Consider the following 23,236-nt stretch of genomic DNA (forward strand, 5'->3'; position numbering starts at 1 on the left):
CCCTTGGCACGGGACGCAGTTCAGATAAATTCCATAGCCGAGACTGACCCGTGACCGAAGCAGGACTTACCATGCTCAATCGGACTGCGGACAACGTTGCCCGGGCGACCCCGGAGCCGTTGGCCAAGAGGATCCGGGGCATCAGCGACAAGGGCCTCGCCTGGCTGTTCATCTCGCCGACGATCCTTCTGTTGCTTGCCATCAACATCTTCCCGCTGTTCTGGGCGATCTATCTGTCGTTCACCAACTACCGCGCCAACCGCCCCAACGAAGTGGTGAAGAACCTCGGGCTCGCCAATTACCAGCGCATCCTCGGCGACCACGACATCTGGATCGCCATGCAGACGACGGCGCATTTCGTGTTCTGGACGATCCTGCTGCAGACGGTGATCGGCTTCACGCTCGCCTGGCTGATCGACCGCAAGTTCCGCGGCCATGCCTTCTGGACCACAATCATACTGGTGCCGATGATGCTGTCGCCGGCGGTGGTCGGAAATTTCTGGCGTTTCCTCTACGAGCCGCAGATCGGGCTCTTCTCCTATGTCATCTCCTTCGTCACCGGCATTCCGCCGACGAATGTGCAGATGCTGTCCAATGTCGAGCTGGCGCCGTGGGCGATCATCATCGTCGACACCTGGATGTGGACGCCTTACGTGATGCTGATCTGCCTCGCCGGCCTGCGCTCCATCCCCGAATACATCTATGAGGCGGCCGAGGTCGACCGCGCCTCCAACTGGCGGCAGTTCTGGTCGATCACGCTGCCGATGGCGCTGCCCTTCATCATGCTGGCGGTGCTGTTCCGCGGCATCGAGAACTTCAAGATGTTCGACATGGTCAACCTCTTGACCGGCGGCGGACCCGGCTCGACCACCGAGGTCGCCTCGATCACGCTGAAGCGGCAGGCCTTCGAAAGCTGGCGCACCGGCTATTCCTCGGCCTTCGCCATCATCCTGTTCGTCGCGGTGTTCGGGCTGGCCAACATCTACGTCAAGGCGCTCAACAAGGTGAAGCAGAGATGAGCCTGACCACCGCCCATTCCGTCGTAGCACCCTCGTCGAACGCGAAGCTGATCGCCGGCACGATCATCATAGCCTATGCGCTGATCTCGATCGTGCCGCTGTTGTGGATCTTCGCCACCAGCTTCAAGACGCCGCCGGATTCGATCGCCTACCCGCCCAAGATCGTCTTCCAGCCGAGCATCGAGGGCTATTGCAACCTGTTCACCACGCGCACACGGCAGACGCCGGAATACATCAACTCGCTCGGACCGGCGACCGGTTTCTGCGACGAGACCGTGCGCAAGCGCAACATGGTGATCGCCGGGCCGTCGAACTTCCTGCCGCGCTTCGTCAACTCGCTGATCATCGCCTTCGGCTCGACCTTCTGCGCGGTGTTTTTGGGCACACTCTCGGCCTATGGCTTCTCACGCTTCAAGGTGCCGCTGGCCGACGACCTCCTGTTCTTCATCCTGTCGACGCGCTTCATGCCGCCGATCGCGGTGGCGATCCCGATCTACCTGATGTATCGCGAGCTCGGCCTCTCCGACACCGCGCTCGGCATGATCCTGCTCTACACGGCGGTCAACGTCTCGCTGGCAGTCTGGCTGCTCAAAGGCTTCATCGACGAGATCCCGCGCGAATATGAAGAGGCGGCGATGATCGACGGCTATACGCGGCTGCAGGCGTTCTGGCGCACCGTGCTGCCGCAGGCCACGACCGGCATCGCCGCGACCGCGATCTTCTGCCTGATCTTTGCCTGGAACGAATACGCGTTCGCCGCTCTGCTGACCTCCGGCACGGCGCAGACCGCGCCGCCCTTCATCCCGACCATCATCGGCGAGGGCGGCCAGGACTGGCCGGCGGTGGCGGCCGGCACAACCATCTTCCTGGTGCCGATCCTCGTCTTCACCATCCTGCTCCGCAAGCAACTCTTGCGCGGCATCACCTTCGGCGCGGTGCGCAAATGAGCACGATCCAGACTGCAAAACGCAAATCGCGCTGGCCCGTCTGGGCAAGGCGCGGGCTGATGGAGAACATCGCCACGGCGATCATCGCGATCGGCTTCCTGATGCTGTTCCAGTCCTTCGCGCTGTCGCTCTACACCTATTCCTTCATCACCATGCTCGCCGGCACGGTGATGTTCATCATCGTCTCGAAATTCCCGGAATAGAGATGGCCGAGATCCGTGTTCAGAACTTGAGGAAAGCCTTCGGCGCCTTCGTCGCTGTGCAGGATTCCAATTTCGTCGTCGAGGACGGCGAATTCTTCGTCATGCTCGGACCGTCCGGCTGCGGCAAGACGACGACGCTGCGCATGATCGCCGGTCTCGAATTGCCGACCGGCGGCAGGATCCTGCTTGGCGGAGAGGACGTGACCATGCGACGGGCGCGCGAGCGCGACATTGCCTTCGTCTTCCAGCTCTTCGCGCTCTACCGCATATGAACGTGCGCAAGAATATCGGCTTTCCACTGCTGGCGCAGGGCATGCCGGCAGCCGAGATCCGCAGCCGCGTCGAGGAAACCGCGAAGCTGCTGCGCATCGATCACCTGCTCGACAAATCCGTCTCCGGCCTTGCCGGCGGCGACCGCCAGCGCGTCGCGCTCGGCCGCGCCATCGTGCGGCGGCCGAAATGTTTTCTCATGGACGAGCCGCTGGGGACCCTCGACACCGAGTTCCGCGATCTGATGGTGCATGAGCTGCGCGAGCTGCATAACCGCATCCACGCCACGACCGTCTATGTCACGCACGATCAGATGGAAGCGATGTCGATGGCCGACAAGATAGCGGTGATGAACCACGGCGTCATCGAGCAGTTCGGCACGCCGCGCGAGATCTACGACCGGCCGGCGACCATGTTCGTCGCCGATTTCATCGGCTCGCCGCCGATGAATTTCCTGAAATTCGGCGGTGGGCTCGCCAAGGGCGCGAAGGAGATCGTCGTTCAGGGCGCCAAGGTGGCGGTGCCGGAAGTGCGCGAGGACATCGCGCCCGCCGACATGGCGCTCGGCATCCGGCCCGAGCACATCCGCTTCGACGACGGCTCGAAGCTGCGCGGCGCGATCTATGGCACCGAATATCTCGGCACCACGCAGATCGTCGCGGTAGAGACGGCCGACGGCATCATCAAGGCGCGGGTGCCGGCCGGCATCCATCTCAGCCCCGGCGAGCAAGTCGGGCTGACGCTGAGCAGCGCGCGGCTGTCGCTGTTCGAGAAGGGTTCCGGACGCGCGGTCAGGACCGCCATGCATGATCAGGCAGCGGAGGCGCGCCATGGCTGATGTCCGTATCCAGGGCGTGACCAAGAGTTTTGGCGACACCGTCGCGATCGACGATCTCGACCTTACGATCAAGGACGGCGAGTTCGTCGTGCTGCTTGGGCCGACCGGCGCCGGCAAGACGACGACGCTGAGGCTGATTGCCGGCCTGGAGCGGCCGGATAGCGGCACGATCCATATCGGCGGCCATGACGCCACGACCCTGTCGCCGGCCGAACGCGACACCGCTTTCGTCTTCCAGCAATATTCGCTCTATCCGCATCTGTCGGTGTTCGACAATCTCGCCTTCCCGCTGCGCTCGCCGGCGCGGCGCTTTCCGGAGGAGGCGGTGCGCCGCCGCGTCGAAGAGGTGGCGCGCATGGTGCGCATCGACCACAAGCTCGACAACCGCTCGACGAAGCTGTCGGGCGGCGAGATGCAGCGCGTCGCCATCGGCCGCGCGCTGGTGCGCAAGCCGGCGATCTACCTGATGGACGAGCCGCTGTCCTCGCTCGACGCCAAGCTGCGCGCCGATCTCAGGCTCGAGCTGAAGCGCATCCAGTCCGAGCTCGGCGCCACCATGCTCTATGTCACGCATGACCAGATCGAGGCGATGACAATGGCCGACCGCATCGGCATCCTCGCCGATGGCGTGCTGGTGCAGATTGGTACGCCGCGCGCGATCTATTCGGAGCCTGCAAACCTGCATGTCGCGGCCCGCCTCGGCCAGCCGGCGATCAACCTCCTGCCGGCCGGGCTCCTGCCCGACGGGGGCGCGCCGACCGGAACGAAAACGATCGGCGCCCGCACCGAGCATCTCGCGATCGAGAAGGCAACGAACGGCCATGCCGACGGCGTCGTCGACTGGGTCGAGCATCTCGGCGACCAGAATCACCTGCATGTGACGGTGGGGGCGAAGAAGCTGGTGACGCTGACCGATCCAGACACGTCTTTAGCCAAGGGGGACAAGGTGACGATCCGCTACATCGCGCCGCTCTATTTCGGCTCGGACGGGCAAAGACTGATGTAGCCGAGACATCCCAGATATATTGGCATACCGATTGACGGCCGCAGATACGGACTGGACGAAATCAATGAAGCACTTTTTCAACCGCAAGGACACGATCGTCACCGAGGCGCTCGACGGCTTCCTCGCCACGGCGGGATCGGGCGCGCTGGCCCGCCTCGACGGCTATCCCGAGATCAAGGTCGTGCTGCGCGCCGACTGGGACAAGACGAAAGTGGCCGTGGTTTCGGGCGGCGGCGCCGGGCATGAACCTTCGCATGCGGGCTTCGTCGGCGCCGGCATGCTGACGGCGGCCGTCTCCGGCGAGATCTTCGCCTCGCCGAGCGTCGAGGCGGTGCTGGCGGCGATCCGCGCCACGACCGGGCCCGCTGGCTGCCTGCTGATCGTGAAGAACTACACCGGCGACCGGCTGAATTTCGGACTGGCGGCGGAGAAGGCGCGTGCCGAAGGTCTCGCGGTCGAGATGGTGATCGTCGCCGACGATATCGCCCTTCCCGACATCGCGCAGCCGCGCGGCGTTGCCGGCACGCTGTTCGTGCACAAGATCGCCGGGCACCTGTCGGAATCCGGCCATGACTTGGCATCGGTTGCCGCGGCGGCGCGTGCGGCGGCCAAGGACATCGTTTCGCTCGGCATCTCGCTTTCCTCCTGCTCGATCCCCGGGCAGGCGCATGAGGAGCGTTTCGGCGCTGACGATGGCGAGCTCGGACTCGGCATCCATGGCGAACCCGGCGTCGAGCGTATCGCCCTGGAGGCCGCCAGCAAGCTGGTCGCCATCATGGCGGAGCGCCTCGCGGCGCGGCTCGATCCGCACAGCCGCTACGCCCTGTTGATCAACAATCTCGGCTCGGTGCCGCCGCTCGAAATGGCGCTGATCGCGAATGCCGTGCTGTCTTCATCGCTGGCAAAGGCGGTGGCGCTGACGATCGGGCCGGGGCACCTGATGACGGCGCTCAACATGAACGGCTTCTCGCTGTCGCTGATCAATCTGGATGCGGAACGCGAGAAAGCGCTGCTGGCGCCCGTCGGCCCGCATGCCTGGCTGCCGGCAAAGCCGGTTCGCGCACCGGTCGCCGTGGCGATGGCCAAGCCTGCCAGCGGCACAGCCACAAAGCCCGCCAGCCGCGATGCGGCCGCCGAGCGGCTGATCAGAGCCGTCTGCCAGAGGCTGATCGCGCTCGAAGAGCCGCTCAACGCGCTCGACGCCAAGGCTGGCGACGGCGACACCGGCTCGACCGTTGCGACCGGGGCTCGCAGCATTCTCGAGCGCATCGATGCGCTGCCGCTTGCCGACAGGGCCGCAACCGCTGCCGCGATCGGCGATACGCTCGGCACCTCGATGGGCGGTTCCAGCGGCGTGCTGTTGTCGATCTTCCTCACCGCGGCCTCGCAATCGCTCGGCGCCGGCGCCCCGCTCACCAAGGCCTTGCTCGCCGGGCTCGACCGGATGACCTTCTATGGCGGCGCCAAGGTCGGCGACCGGACCATGGTCGACGCGCTCGAGCCGGCGCTGAAAGCCCTTGACGCGAGCGGGCTGGAAGCGGCCGCCAAGGCGGCCCGGCAGGGCGCCGAGGCGACCGCCACGATGCAGAAGGCAAAAGCGGGCCGCTCCGCCTACATCGGCAGGCAACTCGACACAGCGGATCCGGGCGCCTTCGCGGTTGCCGAGGTTTTCGCAGCCGTGGCGGCGCTGTTCGCCCCGGCATGAAGGACGGACAATGGCCGCAGTCGAGTTCTCCAGACTGATCGCGGCGGCGGCCGATACGATCGCGGCGCATGCCGATGAATTGACCGCGCTCGACCAGGCGATCGGCGACGGCGACCACGGGCTGAACATGAAGCGCGGCTTCGAGGCGGTGCGCGCGGAGGCGGACGTCTTTTCAGCGAAGCCGCTGCCCGAAGCGCTGAAAGCGGTGGGCACCAAGCTGGTGATGACGGTGGGCGGCGCCTCCGGGCCGCTGTTTGGCACGTTGTTCATGGCGCTCGGCAAGGACCTGCCGGCGGCACCGGATAGAGACGGGCTGACGGCTGCGTTCGGCAGGGCGATCGAGGCGGTGGCCGCGCGCGGCAAATCGCAGCCGGGACAAAAAACCATGCTCGACGTGCTGCAGCCGGTGTATGAGGCGCTGGCGCAGGGCAAGACGGCCGGCGAGATCGCCGACGCAGCCGACAAGGCGGCGGAGGCCACCGTGCCGATGAAGGCCCTGCGCGGGCGCGCTTCCTTCCTGGGTGAACGCTCGATCGGGCATATGGACGCCGGAGCGCGCTCGACCGCGCTTCTGGTGCGCGCGGTCGCGGAAGCGATAGAGGGCAATTGATGAGCAATGTCGGGATCGTCATCGTGTCGCATTCGCCCCTCGTCGCCGAGGGCACGGCCGACATGGTGCGCCAGATGGTGGGCGACGAAGTGCCGCTTGCATGGTGTGGCGGAAACGGCCATGGCGGGCTCGGCACCAGCGTCGAGGCGATCATGGGCGCGATCGACAAGGCCTGGTCGGAAGCGGGCGTCGCCATCCTGGTGGATCTCGGCGGCGCCGAGACCAACTCGGAGATGGCGGTCGAGATGATCGGCGAGCCGCGCTCGCATAAGATCGTGGTCTGCAACGCGCCGATCGTCGAAGGCGCGGTGATGGCCGCGACCGAATCCTCCGGCGGCGCCTCGCTCAAGGAAGTGGTGGCGACGGCGCATGAATTGTCGCCGTCGTGAACGAACAGGAACTGACTGAATGTCCGCATCCGCCGAAGCAACGGTCCTGATCACCCACGCGGCGGGCCTGCATGCGCGCCCTTCGGTGAAGTTCACGAAGCTCGCCAAGACGTTCGCGGCCGAGGTGGAGGTGGCGGTGGCCGCCAACGGCCCCTGGTTCGACGCCAAGAGCATCGTCAAGGTGATGGCGGCGAAGGCGCCGAAAGGGACCATGCTGCATATCCGGGCCAAGGGCGACGGCGCGACCCAGGCGGTGAAAGCGCTGGTTGATCTGGTGCAGCGTGACTTCGACGAGGACGCGGATCATGCCCGGTCCGCTTGAAACGGATCCGCATGTCCGTGGGAAACCGGGTCATGCGGATTGAGGGTATCCCCGCCTCTCCCGGTTATGCCGAAGGTCCGCTGTTCGATCTCGACCAGCCTCCGGTCAGCTACAAGGCCAAGGCGAGCGCCGGGGAAGAACAAGCCGCACTGGTGAGCGCAATCGGCAAGGCTGTCGGCCGGCTGGCGGTTCTGGCCGAAACCGCCGATGGGGAGGCCGCCGGCATCCTCGAATTCCACATCGCCATGCTGGAGGACGATGCCTTGAGCGGTCCGGCCTTGGCGGCGATCGGCTCCGGGCAGCCGGCGGACGCCGCCTGGCGCGCGGCGCTCGACCGTGAGATCGCCGGCTATGAAGCGTCGGACCAGGATTATTTCCGCGCCCGCGCCGCCGATCTGGGCGACATCCGCGACCAGGTCCTGCGGGCGCTGAGCGAGGATGGCGAGGCCGCGGCGCCTCCGGGCGCGATCCTCCATGGCGAGGACATCGCGCCGACGCGCTTCCTCGAAACCGATTGGAGCAAAGGCGGCGGCATCGCGCTCAAGCGCGGCAGCACGGCCAGCCATGTCGCCATGCTGGCGCGCTCGCGCGGCGTGCCAATGGTCGTCGGTCTCGGCGCCTTGGCCGCACCGCCCGCGGGCGACGCGCTGCTCGATGCCGAACACGGCGCGATCATTTTCTCACCATTGCCGGCCGAGGTCGAAACCTTCCGCCAATCGGCCTCCTCCTTCGCCGACCGCCAGGGCGCGGCGCGGACATTCCTGACGGCGCCGGCGGTGACCAAAGCCGGCACCGCGGTGCGCGTGCAGGTCAACGTCGCCTACCCTTCCGATGTCGAAGGCATCGATATCGAGACCTGCGACGGCGTCGGCCTGATGCGAACGGAATTCCTGTTCGGCAAGACACTGCCGGACGAGGAGACGCAATACCACGCCTACCGCAAGGTGCTGGAATGGGCCGGCGGCAAGCCGGTGACCATCCGCACCGTCGATGCCGGTGGCGACAAGCCGGTGCCGGGTTTCACCGTCGAGGAGACCAATCCGTTTCTCGGCCTGCGCGGCATCAGGCTGTCACTCAAGCGGCTCGATATCTTCCGCGTGCAGATCCGGGCATTGCTGCGCGCCGCCATCCACGGCAATCTGAGGGTGATGTTCCCGATGATCGCCACGCCTGACGAATACAGCCAAGCTGCCGCGCTGTTCGCGCAGGAACAGGCCGCGCTTGTCGCGCAGGGCGTAGCGCACAAGCTGCCGCCGCTCGGCATCATGGTCGAGGTGCCGTCCGTGGCGCTGGCGCCGGAGGATTTCGCCGACATTGCCTTCTTCTCGATCGGCTCCAACGACCTGACGCAATATGTGATGGCGGCCGCGCGGGACAACGCGGCGGTCGCGCATCTCAATTCCGTTCGCCACCCGGCGGTGCTGCGGCTGATCGCGGCGGTTGCCGCGTTCGGACTGGAGAAGGGAATTCCAGTCAGCCTCTGCGGCGATGCCGGTGGCGACCCTGCAACCATCCCGGCGCTGCTCGAGGCCGGTTTGCGCGACCTCTCGGTCGCCCCTGCTCAACTGGCGATGGCCAAGGCGGCCATCGCGGGCGTTGCGGTGTAGGCGCATGGCCAGGATGGAAAGAATACCGGAAGCAGGCTCGGAAGAGGCAATCCGCGCCTACAAGACGATCCTGTCGCAGGTCATCGACCAGCGCCCGTCCGGCATGCGCCAGCGACTGGCCGACGCGCTCGGCAAGCACCGCAGCTTCGTCACGCAGATATCGAGCCCCGCCTATTCGATCCCGATCCCGTCAAAGCATCTGCCTTCCATCTTTTCCGTCTGCCATTTCAGCCAGGCCGAGCGCGACCAGTTCATGGCCGCCTATCACCAGGCGCATCCCGGCAAGGCGCCCGCGGCGTCCGGGCCGCGCAAGACACGCCACGTCTCGCTGATCGTGCCGGATTTCGGCGATGACAAGCAGAACGCGGCGCTCGACCGGGCGATCAACGACTTCATCCAGAAAATAACCAGCATCGCCGGCAAGGGCAGCGGCTGACCTTTGTTGCCGGGCTGTTTGGGAGGACGCCATGAAGAAATTCATCAACTCGGTGGAGACGGTGCTGACCGAAAGCCTCGATGGCTTCGCGGCGGCTCACGCCGATATCCTCGTGCTTGGCGACGACCACAAATTCATCCGCCGCAAGAAGCTGAAGCCGGGCAAGGTGGCGCTGATCTCGGGCGGCGGCTCGGGCCATGAGCCGCTGCATGGCGGGCTGGTCGGTCACGGCATGCTCGACGCCGCCTGTCCCGGCCAGGTCTTCACCTCGCCGACACCGGATCAGATGCTCGCGGCCGTGCAGGCCGTCGACACCGGCGCCGGCTGCCTGTTCATCGTCAAGAATTACGAAGGCGATGTGATGAATTTCGACATGGCGGCCGAGATGGCGGACGGCGTGCTGCAGGTCGTGACCAATGACGACGTCGCGGTCGAGAACTCGTCCTACACGACCGGACGGCGCGGTGTCGCCGGCACGCTGGTGGTGGAAAAGATCGTCGGCGCCGCCGCCGAGCAAGGCATGGCGCTGCCCGCGCTCAAAGCGCTGGGCGACCACGTCAACGCCGCGACGCGCTCGATGGGCGTGGCGTTGACCAGCGGTACGGTGCCCGCCGCCGGCAAGCCCACCTTCGAGATCGACGACGGCGAGATGGAGTTCGGCGTCGGCATTCATGGCGAGCCCGGCCGGCGGCGCGACGCGCTGAAGAGCGCCGACGCCATCGCCGAGGAGGTCTGCGCCGCGATTGCCGGCGACTTGGGTGAACGCGCCAAAGGGCCGGCGCTGCTGTTCGTCAACGGCTTCGGCGGCACGCCGTCGATGGAGCTCTACCTGATGTACAACAGCGCCCGCAGGATATTCGAGAAACAGGGCGTGACGGTGATCCGCTCGCTCGTCGGTTCGTATGTGACCTCGCTCGACATGGCAGGATGCTCGATCACGCTGACCATGCTCGACGATGACATGACCGCGCTGTGGGATGCTCCGGTGCACACGGCGGCGCTGCGCTGGGGGATGTAGCGCAATTCCAGGAAAAGTGTGAAGCGGTTTTCCGTCCGGAATTGCGCCAAAACAACGAGATAGAGCGGTTCTGCGTTTCCCTGAAACGGTGAACCGCTCTAGGCGTCTCTGGCTTCACCGGTACTTTTCTGGCAAGCATGCGCGGAACCTTGCCACTGTTGCCTCAACGATGCTGCCCGAGCTTTCGCCTGCCCAGGAAAAACTGCTGATCAACCTTGCCGACCCCGAGGCGCCCTCCGATTGGGGCAAGGACGTTTCCGCAGGTGACCTGTTGGCGCTGCTCGCCAATGCGGAGTTCCACGGCGTGCTGCCGATCGTGCTGCGCAAGTTCAGGGAACGCGGCGACGCCAATCTGCCGAAAGACGCGGGTCTGCGGCAAAAGCTTGCCGAGTTGCGCGACCAGATGACGATGGCGACCGGGCAGTCGATGCTGCTGCAATATCACGGCGATCGCATTATGAAGGCGCTGGCGGCGAAAGGCGTTCCGGCCCGGATCGTCAAGGGGCCGGTATTCGCGCGCAGGCTCTATAGCCAACTTGCCGACCGGCCGTTCACCGATATCGACATTCTCGTCGACCCGACCGGCATCGAGGAAGCCAACAGGACGATCGCCGAATGCGGCTTTGAGCTCGGCAGCGGCGAGACCCTCTCGCACGAGCTGCAGGAATTCAAATGGCTGGAGAAAGAGAATTCCAGCCTGCTGATCGAGCTGCACGGCAATCTGGTGCACGACACCGGCATGCGCCGGCGCCTGTCGCTCGGCGTCCCCGAGCTGCAGGCGATCGACGGCGGCGAAACCGATACGCCCGCCGCGCTTCTGACCATCGCCATCGTCCATGCCGCCGGCGGCCACAAATTCCACCGGCTGCAGCTATGTGTCGACGTGCTGCAAGGCGTGCGGGCGCTGAGATCGCCGGAAGATGAAGCGCGCCTGCTGGAGGCGGCCCGCATGACCTGCATAGAGCTTGAGCTGGCGACGGTCCTCAACGTCACCGGACGTCTGTTCGGCGCGCCGCGCGCGATCGAGCTTGCGAACCGCATCAAGCCGAACCTCTCGATAAGGCTGGCGAAATGGCTGATCACCGGCAACATGCTGCTGCGCGTCAACTCGCGCGAAAAGCTGCGCTCGCGCCTCAGCCGCGACGCTTTCCGCTGGGTGCAGAGGCTGGCGCGGGCACGGCCCTATCCGGCTTGACCCAGAGCGGCGCGGATCAGCTGCGCCGCTTCGACCGGCCTCGCGCCCACTTCCAGCGTGAAGGTCGGCACCGTCTTGACCAATATTGCGATCGTCGCCATTCGCCTTTTCTGCAGCGGCAAAAGGCCGGTCATGCCGGTCCTCACATTGTCGGCGGCCAAAGCCACCATGGCATCGGTCCTGGCCATGGGCACCAGCCTTGTCTTGCCATCGGCCGAGCGGGCAAGATGAAGAAGAGCCGCGACCGGCCTGGCGCGAACATCCTCGACACGGATGATCTCGCCAAGGCGATCGAGCGACACGGCCTGCTCGCCCTCAGCATCCCATGTCTCGCCAAGGTAGGGCGACACGAAAGGCAGCATCGCCGCGGTGTTGCGATGGATCTTCACTTTACGCGGCATGCCCCAGGCCGTGACGCCGTCCTGTGTCGCCCTGAGGATCATGACGTCGTCGGAACAGAGGCCGAAGCCCTGCGAGGCGAGCGCCAGCGACGTCGTCGACTTGCCGGTGCCGCTCGGCGCATGGATCAGCACAAGCGCTTCGCTGCCCGGCAGCGTCAGGCCGGCCGTGTGCAGCATGTGCTGCCCTCCGGCATCGAGCGCGGCATCCAGCACCATCATCAGCAGCGTCCATTTGATCTTGCTGTCCGGATGGACGCGGATTTCGGCGCAGCTTTCCTTGTCGAGGATCGACAGCGTCTGCTGACCTGGAAAGACGAGGTGGAAGACGTCTCCGGCGTCGATCATCCGGCAATGGCCGTCGAAGGGCACTTCGCCATCGAAAGCCAATTTCCCTTCAGGGTTTTCCTGCAGATCAAGCGTTTCGATGATATCGACACGAAAGCCGGGCCGGGCAGCCTCGCTCACACGCAGCGCGCCGAGCATCAGGTCGAAGCTCGGCCAGAGGTCGGCGCGGGCGGCAGTGACGCTTATGACCTGCCCTTTGAGATCGTAGAAGAAAGTCGTTGTCCGGTCGCTCAAGCAGCGGACGCCTTCACGCTGGGCGGATGGCGGTAGATTTCCACCATGCCTGGCTGACTGTCGCTGACCACCGGCTTGCCGTCGAGGCAGACCCAGCAATGCGCCGACAGGCGGGGCTCGTGCATCGATTTGGCATCGACGCCGAAACGCAGCTCCGGGTCGAGACCGGCCATGCGCAGAAAACGGAAGCCGAGCAGACCCTCGCGAAGACATCTGCGGTCGCGCATGAACCAGGGCCGCCGCACCGTTCGGTTAACGCGCTGGACGATATAGGTCCAGGGCAAGTCACGATAGGGCGCGGGCGAGCGCAGCGGCGCCAGTTTCAACACGCTTTCAAAATCGCGCCGGCCGACCAGCACCGGCAGCAGCCTGGCGCTGAGCCACAAATGGGCGCGGAACAGGGCGCGCAGGACCGGCCCGTCGGTCATCACACGCCCGGGTCGGCGAGGATGCCTTCAGCCACCAACTCGGCGGCCAATTCGGCCATATCCTCGTCGAGCGTTGCCTTGTCGACCTCGAATTCGTCCGACAACAGGTCAATGATCTGGTCGAGGCTGCGCGCGCCATCAACCTTGTCGAGAAAGGCCTCGGTCGTGTCGTTGCAGGTGTAGAGCTGACCGCTGCGCGCCAACAGCACGACGGCGCCATCGCCGACATGCTGCACCGACGCATCGTCGGCCATCCGAAGCACCGTTTTGGAACCAATCTCGGCCATGCGCCCGCTCCCCTTCGCCCGGGAGCAAATAGCGCGGGACCGCGAGGCTGTCCATCGCCATGGACGGCGGAGGGAACGACAGGCCGTGCCGCGCGGCCCGCCGTGGGGCGAATATTAGCGAGGTCTTGCCTTCCTGCCCTAGCGTAAGCTATGAGTCCGCCGGGCTTTGGGGGAATGATCTGTATGCGTTACAACTGGGAACGGGCTCCGACGGCGTTCGAACGCCATCGGAAGGCGCTTGCGGCGGCGATCCTGATCGCCGGCGGCGTCGGGCTGATGCTGGCGGCGCTGCCGCTCTAAGCCGGCTTACATCACGGACAGCAAGAGCGGCGACGCCATGGCGGCGCCGGACAGGTGAGCTTGACTGGCGATATCGACGAAAGTCAGGAAGACATGGCCTATGAAAGCGACTTAGGCTATTCCCAGACGGCAAAAAAATGTCCTGGGAGGGAATGTCGATGGCCTCACGCTATCACGAAGTCTATGAGGGCTGGAAGCGCGACCCCGTAGGGTTCTGGGCCGAAGCGGCGAAGGCGATCGACTGGGACAAGCCGGCCGAGAAGGTCTTCGATCCGGCGCAAGGCGTCTATGGCCGCTGGTTCGTCGGCGCTTCCTGCAACACCTGCTACAACGCCATCGACCGCCATGTCGCCGGCGGACGCGCCGACCAGCTGGCGCTGATCCATGACAGCGCGATCACCGGAACGATCCGGAAATTCACCTATGCCGAACTGAAGCGCGAGGTGGTGGCGCTGGCCTCGGTGATGCGGCATCGCGGCGTCGGCAAGGGCGACCGCGTCATCATCTACATGCCGATGGTGGCGGAAGCGGCGATCGCGATGCTGGCCTGCGCGAGGCTAGGCGCAGTGCATTCGGTGGTGTTCGGAGGCTTCGCCTCGCATGAGCTCGCCACCCGTATCGACGACGCCAAGCCGAAGCTGATCGTCAGCGCTTCCTGCGGCTTGGAGCCCGGTCGCATCGTCGCCTACAAGCCGCTGCTCGACAAGGCGATCGAGATGTCGAAGCACAAGCCCGACGCCTGCCTCATCCTGCAGCGCGAGCAACTGCGCTGCGAGATGAAGGACAATTACGACATCGACTATGCCGATGCGGTCGCCCGCGAGCGCGCCGCCGGCGCCAATGTCGACTGCGTGCCGGTGCTGGCCACCGACCCGCTCTACATCATCTACACCTCCGGCACGACCGGCCAGCCGAAGGGCATCGTGCGCGACAATGGCGGCCATATGGTCGCGCTGAAATGGACCATGGACAACGAGTTCGGCGTCAAGCCGGGCGAAGTGTTCTGGGCAGCTTCCGACGTCGGCTGGGTGGTCGGCCATTCGTACATGGTCTACGGACCGCTTCTGCATGGCTGCACCAGCGTGCTGTTCGAGGGCAAGCCGATCGGCACGCCGGACGCCGGCACCTATTGGCGGGTGATCTCCGAGCATGGCGTCGTGGCGCTGTTCACCGCGCCGACCGCGTTCCGCGCCATCAAGGGGCAGGACCCCAAGGGCGAGTTCGTGCCGAAATACGATTTGTCGAAGTTCCGCACGCTGTTCCTTGCCGGCGAGCGGGCCGACCCCGAGACGATCAAATGGGCCGAGCAGAAGCTCGATCGGCCGGTGATCGACCATTGGTGGCAGACCGAGACCGGCTCGCCGATGACGATCAACCCGGCCGGTCTCGGGCTGCTGCCGGTGAAATACGGATCGCCCGGCGTGCCGATGCCGGGCTATGACATCCGCATCCTTGACGATGCCGGCCACGAAGTGCCGCGCGGCACGCTCGGCAATGTCGTGGTCAAGCTGCCGCTGCCCGCCGGCTGCCTGCCGACGCTGTGGAATGCCGACGCCCGCTTCCGCCAGGCCTACCTGGAAGAATTCCCCGGCTACTACAAGACGGCCGATGCCGGCATGATGGACGAGGACGGCTATCTTTACGTGATGGCCCGCACCGACGACATCATCAATGTCGCCGGCCACCGTCTCTCGACCGGCGCCATGGAAGAAGTGCTGGCCGCCCACCCCGACGTCGCCGAATGCGCCGTCATCGGCATTGCCGATGCCATGAAGGGTCAGGTGCCGCTGGGCTTCGTCGTGCTCAATGCCGGCGTGGCCCGCGACAGCGGCGCGATCGAGAGCGAGGTGGTGAGCCTAGTGCGCGAGCGGATCGGCCCGGTTGCCGCCTTCAAGACCGTGGTGACGATTAAGCGGCTGCCCAAGACCCGTTCCGGCAAGATCCTGCGCGGCACGATGCAGAAGATCGCCGACAAGGAGGAATGGGCGATGCCGGCGACCATCGACGACCCCGCGATCCTCGACGAGATCGCGGCGGCGCTGAAGGGCCGCGGCATCGGACTGTAGCAGCCCGGCAGACGGCCGCGTTAATAATGTATTAGCCAGTTTCCCCCGCGCTGCAATCGCTTGTTGTGCGATGCAGCATCAGACTTTAAGTTTGCCTGGGGGCCATACCGAAGGCACGGCATGGCTCAACAAGAGACGACATTCGGCGGCGTCGACATACCGCGATGCCTTGCTACCGTCGCCGTCAACCGGCCGGTAGCGGCCGGCGGCGAGCCGCGCATCCTGCCGCCGCTCGGTCCCACCCTGTTCCGTCATCTGTTGAAGTCCGCCGAGAGGGGTCTACCGTTTCGTGGGAGCGGGGAACCGCTCGTCTGGCTGCCTGGACCGCCGGTGTGGAATTGTTTGCATTCGGCATGATATCGAGGCGCAAATCAGTGCAAGTATCCGAGCCTCAATCCGTGAGCCTGTTCCAACGATCGAAACGCCCTCGACCCGCGCCGCGCGAGCGCCTTGTGATGGATATGCGCGACACGATCGTCTATGCGATCGGCGACGTGCATGGCTGTCATGACGAACTGCGCGCGCTGGAACAGAAAATCGAGCTCGACGCGCAGCAGTTCCGCGGCCGCAAGATCATCATCATGCTGGGCGACTATATCGATCGCGGGCCGCATTCGCGGCGCGTGGTCGACCATCTGATGGCGCCGCCGCCGAGGGGTTTTCAGCGCGTCTGCCTCGTGGGAAACCATGAAGTCGCGCTGCTCTTTTATCTGGACGGACATCTCTCGCGTGAAACCTGGCTCGGCTATGGCGGCCGCGAGACCCTGTTCTCCTACGGCGTCGACCCCGACCGGCTGATAAGCCTCTACGGTTCGAGCACCCAGGCGGACGCACGCATACGCGAGGCCATTCCCGCCAGCCATGTCGACTTCCTGCGCACGCTGCCGGCGATGGTCTGCTCCGACCAATTCGTCTTCGTTCATGCCGGCATCCGGCCTGGCATCGCGCTGGAGGCACAGGACGAGGGCGACCTCCTCAACATCCGCGAGGAGTTCTTCGAGGCGGCGCACCGGCTCGACCGCTGGGTGGTGCACGGGCACACGATCGTCGACGTCCCAAAGCTCGACGGGCGCCGGCTCGACATCGACACCGGCGCCTTCCAGACCGGGCGGCTGACCGCGCTCAGGATCGTCGGCAAATACGGCCGGCTGCTGTCGTCACGGGATTAGGCAATTCGCCGTTTCGGGCTGAACCGCCCTGATCCTGTTCCACGTCAGGCAGCCTGCTTGGCGCGCGCTTCCGACTTCTCCAGATAGTAGCTCGAGTAGCGGTCGAAGAACCTTTCCGAGCCGCCGAGCGCGCCGTATTTGGCCAGCTTCTTCAAATCGACCTTGTTGAGCACCGCCCCAATCACCTTGTTGGCGATATAGGGCTCCGATTCCAGCATCGAGCGCACCATGTTGCGCGGCGTGCGGCCCCATTCGGTGACCAGCACGAAGCCGTCGACCAGCGGCGCGAAAGCCTTGGCGTCGACGACGGGGCCGAGCGGCGGCAGGTCGACGATGATGTACTCGAACGTCTCCTTGGCGTTCTCGATGAAGCGCCGCATACCGGCGGAGCCCAGCAGCTCGCTGGTGTGCGAGAACTGGCCACGGAGCACGGCTGGAATGATCGCAAGCTTGGTCTGGCGGTCGACCTTGCCGACCGACTGCCAGGTCTGGCCATTGACCACCGCCTCCATCAGGCCCTGCTCGGCCTCCATGCCAAGGCTGCGGCTCAAGCCAGGATTGCGCAGGTCGCCGTCGACGAGCAAGGTCTTGGCGCCATTTGCGGCAAGCAGGCCGGCGAGGTTCGCGGCCACCGTCGATTTGCCCTCGCCCGGCAGCACCGAAATGACGCCGATGACCCGGCTGCCGCGGTCCTCCATCACGACGTCGAAGGCGATCTTGGCGTTGCGCAGCGTCTCGGCGAACATCGAAGCCGGAGCATCGATGCTGACGCGCATGCGCGCGCGCCTCTCGGCCGAGGAGAGGCTGGCCACCTTGCCGTCGGCCGGCAGGTCGTCGGCCTTGGAATCCTTGGCCCTGCCGCCGCCGATCGTCGGCAGATAGCCGAGGAATTTCAGGCCGGCGCGATCACGAATATCCTCGCCCGTCCTGAAGAAGCGCTCGTTGAACTCGTTGAGGCCGCCGAAACCGGCGCCGAGCATCAGGCCGAGCACCAGAGACAGCGCCAGCACACGCATGGTGCGAGGGCCCGAGGCCGCCAGCGGCATCGTCGCGTCGGAAATGATGCGGACCTTGCCGACCGGGAAGGACTGCTGCTGCGAAGCTTCCTCATAGCGGCTAAGGAAGGTCTGGTAGAGCGTGGTCAGCGCCTGCGCCTGCTGGTCGAGTTCCTTCAGCTTCACCTGCGACTGATTGTCGATCGAGCTCTTGCCGGCGGCTGTGGAAATCTTGTCGCGAAGCGCGGTCTCGCGCGCCTGCGCCACTTCGAAGTCGTTGCGGTAGCTTTCGGTGATCTGCTTCAGCTGCCCGAAGATCTGCGCCGAGACATCGGCCTTTTCCTTGGCCAGCGCGACCGCCTGCGGGTGATCCTTGCCGAAATTGGTCTCAACGTCCTGCAGGCGCTTGGCAATGGCCAGATAGCGGGTCTTGAGCCCGATGATGACCGAGCTGCTCGGCTGGTCAGCCGCTACGGCCGAATCGTTGAAGGCGCTTTCCGAGCCGCTGTCGACGATCGCCTTGTACTGCTGGTAGCGGGCGCTGGTGCGAGCCGTATCGGCCTGCGCGACGATGAGCTGGGCGTTAAGGTCGGCGAGTTGCTTGTCGCTCAGCAACTGGCCGTCGCTGTTGGCGGAAAGGCCGTGCTCGGCCCTGAACTTCTCGACCGCCAGCGAAGCGGCCTGCGAGCTTTCGCGCAACTCGGTCAGCCGGCCCTGCAGCCACACGGCCGCGCGCTCGGTGGCGTCGAAGCTGGCGTTGAGCTGGTCGGCGAGATAGGCGTCCGCATAGGCCTTGGTGATGGCCGTGGCGAGTGCAGGATTTGTCGCCTGGTAGCTGATGCTGATGACATTGGAGCGGCTGACGCGATCGGCCGATAATCCTGTCTGCAGCATAAGAACCGCGTAGTCGTGAGTCGCGGTCTTGATCATGGCTTCGCGCGTGGCGGCATCGACATTCTGGATGCCAGGGAGTTGATCGGTGGCATTGCCGCGGAAATAGGCGACGATGCCGCGCAGGAACCCAATGCCCTTGGCCAGAGCCGATTGAGGCGGGCTCATGAAGTCGTGGTTCTGGTCGAGCTTCAACTTGTCGACCACCTCAGACGCCAGCCGCGCCGAATTGAGGATCTCGATCTGGCTGAGGATCGTCGCGTCGGTCTGCCGCGTGGCGCTGGCGGCCGAGATGTCGTCCATGACCTTGTTCATGCCCTCGTCGATCAGGACGCTCGCCACGGACGTATACTGCTTGGGCGTGGTCTGCAGATAGACCACGCCCAGGAACAGGCCGATGGCGGCGCAGATCGCCACCACCTTGGCCTGACGGGCGGCCATGCCAAGCAGACGCTCGACATCGATGAAGTCTTCACCCTTTTCCTGATCGGCACTGGGCAAGGGCGTCCTCTTGTCGAGAGGGAAGTTGGCATAATTCATGTTCGGTCCAATTCCAGGTTGCAGGCGCTATCGGCCTTGGTAGATCCGCGTCGTGACCAGAAAAGACCGCGCAACGTTGCTGCCAGGATGCGCCGGGCCTGAAGGCCCGGGCGCCCGAGTGGCTGTCGCGCCATCGCGAAACCGCATATGCACCCGAAAGATGGGCATTATGCGGCTACTTCCCGGCGCTCATGCGACCGGACGAATTGCTGCAGCATTTCGAAGACAGGGCCTTTCATGTCGTCGCGAGCCAGGGCGAAGGCGATGGTGGCTTCGATGAAGCCTTCCTTGGAGCCGCAGTCGAACATGCGGCCATCGAAAGGCTGCGCATAGAAGGGCTGGCTCTGGGCGAGGCGCACCATGGCGTCGGTGAGCTGGATCTCGTTGCCGGCGCCGCGCTGCTGATTGCCGAGCAGCGCGAAGATTTCCGGCTGCAGCACGTAGCGGCCATTGATGTAGAAATTCGACGGCGCCTTGGCGGGCGCGGGCTTTTCGACCATCTCAGTGACCTGGAAGCCGGAGCCGACCTCGTCGCCGCGGCCGACAATGCCGTATTTGCTGGTTTCGGCGGGATCGCAGCGCTCGACGGCGATGACGTTGCCGCCGGTCCGCTGATAGAGATCGACGGTCTCGGCGAGGCAGCCGCGCGCGCCGAAGGACACCATGTCGGGAAGCAGCAGCGCGAAGGGCTCGTTGCCGATCACGTCGCGAGCGCACCAGACGGCGTGACCGAGGCCCTGCGGCGACTGCTGGCGGATGAAGGAGGTGGCGCCGGCCACCGGCAGCAGGCTCTCCAGCGATGCGAGCTGCGCCTTCTTGCCGGTCTGTTCCAGCGTGCCGATCAGTTCAGGATGCAGGTCGAAATAGTCCTCGATAACCGCCTTGTTGCGGCCGGTGACGAAGACGATGTGCTCGATGCCGGCCTCGAACGCCTCGTCGACGGCATATTGCACGACGGGCTTGTCGACGACGGGAAGCATTTCCTTCGGCATGGACTTGGTTGCCGGCAGGAACCGCGTTCCGAGCCCCGCCACCGGGATGACTGCCTTCCTGACTTTCTGCATCTGGTCTTCCTTCTGAGAGAAAAAGATTTCTACCTATCGCCGGCTATCAAATCGCCCGCATGCTTCATCTCCCCGCCCCCACGGCGAACCTGCGCCGCAACCCTTCTGAGCCGGACCGCGATCGGCATCGACAAATGCCCGATCGCGGCCGGATCCCTGAGCGCCGCCCCGATTGCCTTGAGCGGCGCGCGCGCCTTGATGTGCTGGACCAGGGACAGGAACGACGCCGCCTTGCGCAGGCTGCGGCCGCGCCGGGCGAAGGCCGCCTTCGCGGTGCTGTCCATGGGATATGCCGCAGCGAAGGCGGCGTCGGCGCGCGTCATTGCCTCGACGTGGTGCAATTCGAGCACCCGTGAGATCGAGCCGGTGCGGATATGGTAGACATAACCGACGGTCGGCTCGACAGCGCAACGGCCACCGCTGGCCAGCGCGCTTGCAAGCAGAATGTAGTCCTCGCCGATGCGCAGCTTCTCGTCGTAGCGCAGCTTGTTGTCGTCGAGGAAGCGGCGCTGGAAGACCGGCTTGAGATAGCCGAGATTGAAGCGCGATTCGAAAACCAGATTGCCCTCGATATAATCGGCCAGCGAGATCTCGCTTAAGCCCTCGAGATAGCCTGCCGGGAACATGGTGTCGTCGGGCGTGCCGTCCTCGCGCACGACCTGGACATTGTCGACGGCGATTTGGGCGCCGGCCGCTTCCGCCCGCGCGATCATCGCCGCCATGCGGCCAGGAAGAACGGCGTCATCGGAATCCAGCACCGCCACCCAGCGGCCGCGCGCGAAATCGAGGCCGGCATTCCTGGCACCGCCTGGTCCGCGATTCTGCGGCAACGCCACCACCTTGACGATGTCTTCAGGATAGGCGCGCGCCACATCCAGCGTGCCGTCGCGCGACTGGTCGTCGACGACGATGACCTCGACGGTCACGCCCAGTTGCGCGATCGCGCCGGCGATGGCGCGGTCGAGAGTGGCCTCCGCATTGTAGGCGGCGATGACGAAGCTGACGTCAGGCTGCACGCTTGTTCCCTTGTTCTGGCGAAGTGAGGCCGTACTGGCGGATTTCACGGACGCCGACCAAACCGGAGACGACACCAACGTGCATAATGCCGCGCAGCACGCTGCGGTTCCGTCGCACCGGGCTGATCGCGGTCAAAACAGCCATGCCGAAGCAGTAAGCGGCCTTGGCCGAAGCCAGCCCGACCTGGCCGGCGCGGCGGATGCCGCCGGCGCCGTGGCCGATCAAATGGCCATGCGTCTGGCCGAAGCGGAAGCGGCGACGGCGCAGCCAATCGAACGCGGCCCTGGCGCGCGGCACGACCTCGTCGACGAAGGCTTGCGGCGCAAAGGCGATGCGGCCGCCGGCCTTGACCATGGCATCGAAGAACTCGGTATCCTCGCCGCCGGTCTGGCCGCGCGACAGGCTGAAGCGCCGGCCGCGCAGGCTCGCGTCGGTCGTTCTGAGCAGGACGTTGCAGGTGTAACCGGTGCGGATCTCGCCGCGAACCCAGACCGGCAAGGTCGAGTGAAAGTCGCCCTTTTGCATCCAGTCCGGCGCGTCCTGGCGATAATGCGCCCGCACCGGCCCAAGCACCGCCGCGGCGCCGGTGGCGTCGGCCGTCGCCATCAACTCGACCAGCCAGCCGGGCGACGCCGTCTCGTCATCGTCGATGAAGGCGACGAAGTCCGACACGCTGGCGTCGAGACAGGCGTTGCGGGCAATCGAGATATTGCGCGCCGGCGCGTGGCGATAGCGGATCGGCAGCTTCAATTCCTCGGCCAGCGCCTTCACCAGCTTTTGGGCGCCTGGTTCATCGTCATTATCGGCAACGACGATGCCGATCTCCAAACCTTCAGGCTTCTCCAGGGCGGCGACGGAGCGCAGCGTGTCGGCCAGCTCAGGCCGGCGGAAGGTGCAGATGCAGATGTCGATCGAGCGGCCGGCCATCACGCCACCTCGCGCTGCGAGCGCGGCGTCAAAAGCTGCTGCCAGAAGCCGACGGACCAACCGAAATGCATGACCATGGCCGAGACGCCGGCCAGCGCGATGCTGGCGTTGCGCTGGCGCACCGCCGTCGCCAAGCCGTAGCCGAGGCACACCGCCGCCCACAAAAGGAACGGCACCGCCGCCAGCCAGTGGACGAAGGAGAACAGGGCCAACAGCACCACGGGCGCCACCAGCAGCGGGACCATCTGCCGGACCTTCGGCACCATGCGGTGCTTGAGCACATTCCTGGCGCGGCCGCGGCCATAGCCAAGATACTGGAAATAGAGGCTCTTCAGCGACGAGCGCGGATAGTAGATCATGTGCGTCCTGCCGCTCATCCAGATGCGGTAACCGGCCTGGCGCAGACGGTAGTCGAGCTCGGCGTCCTCGTTGTGGCTGAAGCTCTCGTCATAGCCGCCGGCATGGCTGAAAGCGGCGATGCGCATCAGCGCGTGGTGTCCGTGGTCGACCCATTCGCCCTCGGACACGTGCCGGTGCTTCGAGCCGCCGGTGCCAAGCTTGGAATTCTGCGCCGCCGCGACGGCCTTCTGCACGGCCCCGGTGCCGGCGGTCAGCATCGAAACGACGACCGAATCGGCGCCGGTGGCAATGGCTTCCTCGACCAGCCGGTCGCAGTAATCGTCCGGATAACCGCCATGCGCGTCGATGCGGATGAGATAGTCGGCGCCTTCGCCGAGGGTCGCCACCGCCAGATTGATGGCAGCGCTTTGCAGGCGCTTCGGATTGGCGAGCAGGATGACCCGAGGATCCTTCGCCACGATCTTTTCGACGATGGCCTGCGTGCCGTCGCTGCTGCCGCCGTCCGCGACGACGATGCGCCCGCCGAGCCGTGCCGCCGCGGGCCGCAACCGATCGAGCAGGCCGCCGATATGGGCCGCCTCGTTGAGGCAGGGAATGACAATCAGGATCGATGGATTTGCCTGCGTCATCGGTCTTTGCGCGTCCTT

Annotated in this window: 22 protein-coding genes and 1 pseudogene; 15 read left to right on the top strand and 8 right to left on the bottom strand. The window is 65.3% G+C overall.

Features of this window, described 5'->3' with window-relative positions; all coding sequences use genetic code 11:
- Positions 1 to 71 precede the first annotated feature (71 nt).
- The 13 genes and pseudogenes from EJ072_RS11300 to EJ072_RS11360 all read left to right on the top strand — a co-directional run bounded on the left by EJ072_RS11300 (position 72) and on the right by EJ072_RS11360 (position 11,565).
- Entirely contained in the window at positions 72 to 1,019 is a 948-nt protein-coding gene (locus EJ072_RS11300; protein ID WP_126079773.1) for a sugar ABC transporter permease, read from the top strand.
- Positions 1,016 to 1,966: a carbohydrate ABC transporter permease gene (locus EJ072_RS11305; RefSeq protein WP_041001244.1), complete on the top strand. Its 951-nt coding sequence runs from the start codon at positions 1,016 to 1,018 to the stop codon at positions 1,964 to 1,966. Before EJ072_RS11300 ends, EJ072_RS11305 begins: the two co-directional genes overlap by 4 nt.
- Entirely contained in the window at positions 1,963 to 2,169 is a 207-nt protein-coding gene (locus EJ072_RS11310) for a hypothetical protein (RefSeq protein ID WP_126079774.1), read from the top strand. The genes EJ072_RS11305 and EJ072_RS11310 overlap by 4 nt, the downstream gene beginning before the upstream one ends.
- A gap of 2 nt (positions 2,170 to 2,171) precedes the next feature.
- Positions 2,172 to 3,277: pseudogene (locus EJ072_RS11315) on the top strand (ABC transporter ATP-binding protein).
- A complete protein-coding gene (locus EJ072_RS11320; protein ID WP_126079775.1) occupies positions 3,270 to 4,283 on the top strand; it encodes an ABC transporter ATP-binding protein in 1,014 nt (337 codons plus the stop codon). Before EJ072_RS11315 ends, EJ072_RS11320 begins: the two are co-directional and overlap by 8 nt.
- A 64-nt stretch (positions 4,284 to 4,347) precedes the next feature.
- A complete protein-coding gene (locus tag EJ072_RS11325) occupies positions 4,348 to 5,988 on the top strand; it encodes a dihydroxyacetone kinase subunit DhaK (RefSeq protein ID WP_126079776.1) in 1,641 nt (546 codons plus the stop codon).
- A 10-nt stretch (positions 5,989 to 5,998) separates the two neighbouring features.
- Positions 5,999 to 6,598, top strand: a complete 600-nt coding sequence (dhaL, locus tag EJ072_RS11330) for a dihydroxyacetone kinase subunit DhaL (protein WP_126079777.1) — start codon at positions 5,999 to 6,001, stop codon at positions 6,596 to 6,598.
- The gene (gene dhaM / locus EJ072_RS11335; protein WP_042645089.1) at positions 6,598 to 6,987 is read left to right on the top strand and encodes a dihydroxyacetone kinase phosphoryl donor subunit DhaM; all 390 of its coding nucleotides are present in this window, start codon (positions 6,598 to 6,600) and stop codon (positions 6,985 to 6,987) included. Before dhaL ends, dhaM begins: the two co-directional genes overlap by 1 nt.
- 19 nt (positions 6,988 to 7,006) lie before the next feature.
- Positions 7,007 to 7,309, top strand: a complete 303-nt coding sequence (locus EJ072_RS11340; RefSeq protein WP_126079778.1) for an HPr family phosphocarrier protein — start codon at positions 7,007 to 7,009, stop codon at positions 7,307 to 7,309.
- A 32-nt stretch (positions 7,310 to 7,341) separates the two neighbouring features.
- Positions 7,342 to 8,916 carry a phosphoenolpyruvate--protein phosphotransferase gene (ptsP, locus tag EJ072_RS11345; RefSeq protein WP_126079779.1) on the top strand — a complete coding sequence of 525 codons (1,575 nt, stop codon included), beginning with the start codon at positions 7,342 to 7,344 and terminating at the stop codon, positions 8,914 to 8,916.
- 4 nt (positions 8,917 to 8,920) lie between these two features.
- Positions 8,921 to 9,352 (top strand): hypothetical protein, encoded by a 432-nt coding sequence (locus EJ072_RS11350; RefSeq protein WP_189343294.1) that lies wholly within the window; start codon positions 8,921 to 8,923, stop codon positions 9,350 to 9,352.
- Between the two features lie 31 nt (positions 9,353 to 9,383).
- Positions 9,384 to 10,370 (top strand): dihydroxyacetone kinase subunit DhaK, encoded by a 987-nt coding sequence (gene dhaK, locus EJ072_RS11355; protein WP_126079780.1) that lies wholly within the window; start codon positions 9,384 to 9,386, stop codon positions 10,368 to 10,370.
- A 169-nt stretch (positions 10,371 to 10,539) separates the two neighbouring features.
- Positions 10,540 to 11,565, top strand: a complete 1,026-nt coding sequence (locus EJ072_RS11360) for a nucleotidyltransferase family protein (protein WP_126079781.1) — start codon at positions 10,540 to 10,542, stop codon at positions 11,563 to 11,565.
- Here EJ072_RS11360 and EJ072_RS11365 read toward each other — a convergent pair.
- The 3 genes from EJ072_RS11365 to EJ072_RS11375 are packed head-to-tail and all read right to left on the bottom strand — an operon-like array spanning position 11,553 to position 13,260.
- On the bottom strand, positions 11,553 to 12,545 hold the full coding sequence (locus EJ072_RS11365) for a serine kinase (protein ID WP_126079782.1): 993 nt from the start codon (positions 12,543 to 12,545) through the stop codon (positions 11,553 to 11,555). The two genes, EJ072_RS11360 and EJ072_RS11365, sit on opposite strands and share 13 nt — an antisense overlap.
- On the bottom strand, positions 12,542 to 12,973 hold the full coding sequence (locus EJ072_RS11370; protein ID WP_126079783.1) for a lasso peptide biosynthesis B2 protein: 432 nt from the start codon (positions 12,971 to 12,973) through the stop codon (positions 12,542 to 12,544). The genes EJ072_RS11365 and EJ072_RS11370 overlap by 4 nt, the downstream gene beginning before the upstream one ends.
- Complete coding sequence (locus EJ072_RS11375; RefSeq protein ID WP_042645095.1) at positions 12,973 to 13,260, bottom strand: PqqD family protein; 288 nt, start codon at positions 13,258 to 13,260, stop codon at positions 12,973 to 12,975. Before EJ072_RS11375 ends, EJ072_RS11370 begins: the two co-directional genes overlap by 1 nt.
- A gap of 458 nt (positions 13,261 to 13,718) precedes the next feature.
- On the opposite strand from EJ072_RS11375, the gene EJ072_RS11380 reads away from it, so the two are divergent.
- Both EJ072_RS11380 and EJ072_RS11385 read left to right on the top strand, forming a co-directional pair.
- Positions 13,719 to 15,626 (top strand): propionyl-CoA synthetase, encoded by a 1,908-nt coding sequence (locus tag EJ072_RS11380; protein ID WP_126079784.1) that lies wholly within the window; start codon positions 13,719 to 13,721, stop codon positions 15,624 to 15,626.
- A gap of 455 nt (positions 15,627 to 16,081) precedes the next feature.
- The gene (locus tag EJ072_RS11385; protein WP_245467282.1) at positions 16,082 to 16,795 is read left to right on the top strand and encodes a metallophosphoesterase family protein; all 714 of its coding nucleotides are present in this window, start codon (positions 16,082 to 16,084) and stop codon (positions 16,793 to 16,795) included.
- Positions 16,796 to 16,839: 44 nt separating this feature from the next.
- On the opposite strand, the gene EJ072_RS11390 is transcribed toward EJ072_RS11385, so the two are convergent.
- From EJ072_RS11390 to EJ072_RS11410, 5 genes are all read right to left on the bottom strand, one after another.
- Entirely contained in the window at positions 16,840 to 19,221 is a 2,382-nt protein-coding gene (locus EJ072_RS11390) for a polysaccharide biosynthesis tyrosine autokinase (RefSeq protein ID WP_126079786.1), read from the bottom strand.
- Between the two features lie 167 nt (positions 19,222 to 19,388).
- Positions 19,389 to 20,285 (bottom strand): UTP--glucose-1-phosphate uridylyltransferase GalU, encoded by an 897-nt coding sequence (galU, locus tag EJ072_RS11395; protein WP_126079787.1) that lies wholly within the window; start codon positions 20,283 to 20,285, stop codon positions 19,389 to 19,391.
- Positions 20,286 to 20,314: 29 nt separating this feature from the next.
- Positions 20,315 to 21,301 carry a glycosyltransferase family 2 protein gene (locus EJ072_RS11400; RefSeq protein ID WP_126079788.1) on the bottom strand — a complete coding sequence of 329 codons (987 nt, stop codon included), beginning with the start codon at positions 21,299 to 21,301 and terminating at the stop codon, positions 20,315 to 20,317.
- Positions 21,291 to 22,229 (bottom strand): glycosyltransferase family 2 protein, encoded by a 939-nt coding sequence (locus EJ072_RS11405; protein ID WP_126079789.1) that lies wholly within the window; start codon positions 22,227 to 22,229, stop codon positions 21,291 to 21,293. The genes EJ072_RS11400 and EJ072_RS11405 overlap by 11 nt, the downstream gene beginning before the upstream one ends.
- Entirely contained in the window at positions 22,229 to 23,218 is a 990-nt protein-coding gene (locus tag EJ072_RS11410) for a glycosyltransferase family 2 protein (RefSeq protein WP_126083595.1), read from the bottom strand. Before EJ072_RS11410 ends, EJ072_RS11405 begins: the two co-directional genes overlap by 1 nt.
- Positions 23,219 to 23,236 lie beyond the last annotated feature (18 nt).

The organism is Mesorhizobium sp. M2A.F.Ca.ET.046.03.2.1, assembly GCF_003952425.1.
Lineage (GTDB): Bacteria > Pseudomonadota > Alphaproteobacteria > Rhizobiales > Rhizobiaceae > Mesorhizobium.

What these genes read in the sequence shown, in the direction of transcription:
- EJ072_RS11300 (WP_126079773.1), top strand. Translation starts at nt 72, where the DNA reads ATGCTCAATCGGACTGCGGACAACGTTGCCCGGGCGACCCCGGAGCCG.
- EJ072_RS11305 (WP_041001244.1), top strand. Translation starts at nt 1,016, where the DNA reads ATGAGCCTGACCACCGCCCATTCCGTCGTAGCACCCTCGTCGAACGCG.
- EJ072_RS11310 (WP_126079774.1), top strand. Translation starts at nt 1,963, where the DNA reads ATGAGCACGATCCAGACTGCAAAACGCAAATCGCGCTGGCCCGTCTGG.
- EJ072_RS11320 (WP_126079775.1), top strand. Translation starts at nt 3,270, where the DNA reads ATGGCTGATGTCCGTATCCAGGGCGTGACCAAGAGTTTTGGCGACACC.
- EJ072_RS11325 (WP_126079776.1), top strand. Translation starts at nt 4,348, where the DNA reads ATGAAGCACTTTTTCAACCGCAAGGACACGATCGTCACCGAGGCGCTC.
- dhaL (WP_126079777.1), top strand. Translation starts at nt 5,999, where the DNA reads ATGGCCGCAGTCGAGTTCTCCAGACTGATCGCGGCGGCGGCCGATACG.
- dhaM (WP_042645089.1), top strand. Translation starts at nt 6,598, where the DNA reads ATGAGCAATGTCGGGATCGTCATCGTGTCGCATTCGCCCCTCGTCGCC.
- EJ072_RS11340 (WP_126079778.1), top strand. Translation starts at nt 7,007, where the DNA reads ATGTCCGCATCCGCCGAAGCAACGGTCCTGATCACCCACGCGGCGGGC.
- ptsP (WP_126079779.1), top strand. Translation starts at nt 7,342, where the DNA reads ATGCGGATTGAGGGTATCCCCGCCTCTCCCGGTTATGCCGAAGGTCCG.
- EJ072_RS11350 (WP_189343294.1), top strand. Translation starts at nt 8,921, where the DNA reads ATGGCCAGGATGGAAAGAATACCGGAAGCAGGCTCGGAAGAGGCAATC.
- dhaK (WP_126079780.1), top strand. Translation starts at nt 9,384, where the DNA reads ATGAAGAAATTCATCAACTCGGTGGAGACGGTGCTGACCGAAAGCCTC.
- EJ072_RS11360 (WP_126079781.1), top strand. Translation starts at nt 10,540, where the DNA reads ATGCTGCCCGAGCTTTCGCCTGCCCAGGAAAAACTGCTGATCAACCTT.
- EJ072_RS11370 (WP_126079783.1), bottom strand. Translation starts at nt 12,973, where the DNA reads ATGACCGACGGGCCGGTCCTGCGCGCCCTGTTCCGCGCCCATTTGTGG.
- EJ072_RS11375 (WP_042645095.1), bottom strand. Translation starts at nt 13,260, where the DNA reads ATGGCCGAGATTGGTTCCAAAACGGTGCTTCGGATGGCCGACGATGCG.
- EJ072_RS11380 (WP_126079784.1), top strand. Translation starts at nt 13,719, where the DNA reads ATGGCCTCACGCTATCACGAAGTCTATGAGGGCTGGAAGCGCGACCCC.
- EJ072_RS11385 (WP_245467282.1), top strand. Translation starts at nt 16,082, where the DNA reads ATGGATATGCGCGACACGATCGTCTATGCGATCGGCGACGTGCATGGC.
- EJ072_RS11390 (WP_126079786.1), bottom strand. Translation starts at nt 19,221, where the DNA reads ATGAATTATGCCAACTTCCCTCTCGACAAGAGGACGCCCTTGCCCAGT.
- galU (WP_126079787.1), bottom strand. Translation starts at nt 20,285, where the DNA reads ATGCAGAAAGTCAGGAAGGCAGTCATCCCGGTGGCGGGGCTCGGAACG.
- EJ072_RS11405 (WP_126079789.1), bottom strand. Translation starts at nt 22,229, where the DNA reads ATGGCCGGCCGCTCGATCGACATCTGCATCTGCACCTTCCGCCGGCCT.
- EJ072_RS11410 (WP_126083595.1), bottom strand. Translation starts at nt 23,218, where the DNA reads ATGACGCAGGCAAATCCATCGATCCTGATTGTCATTCCCTGCCTCAAC.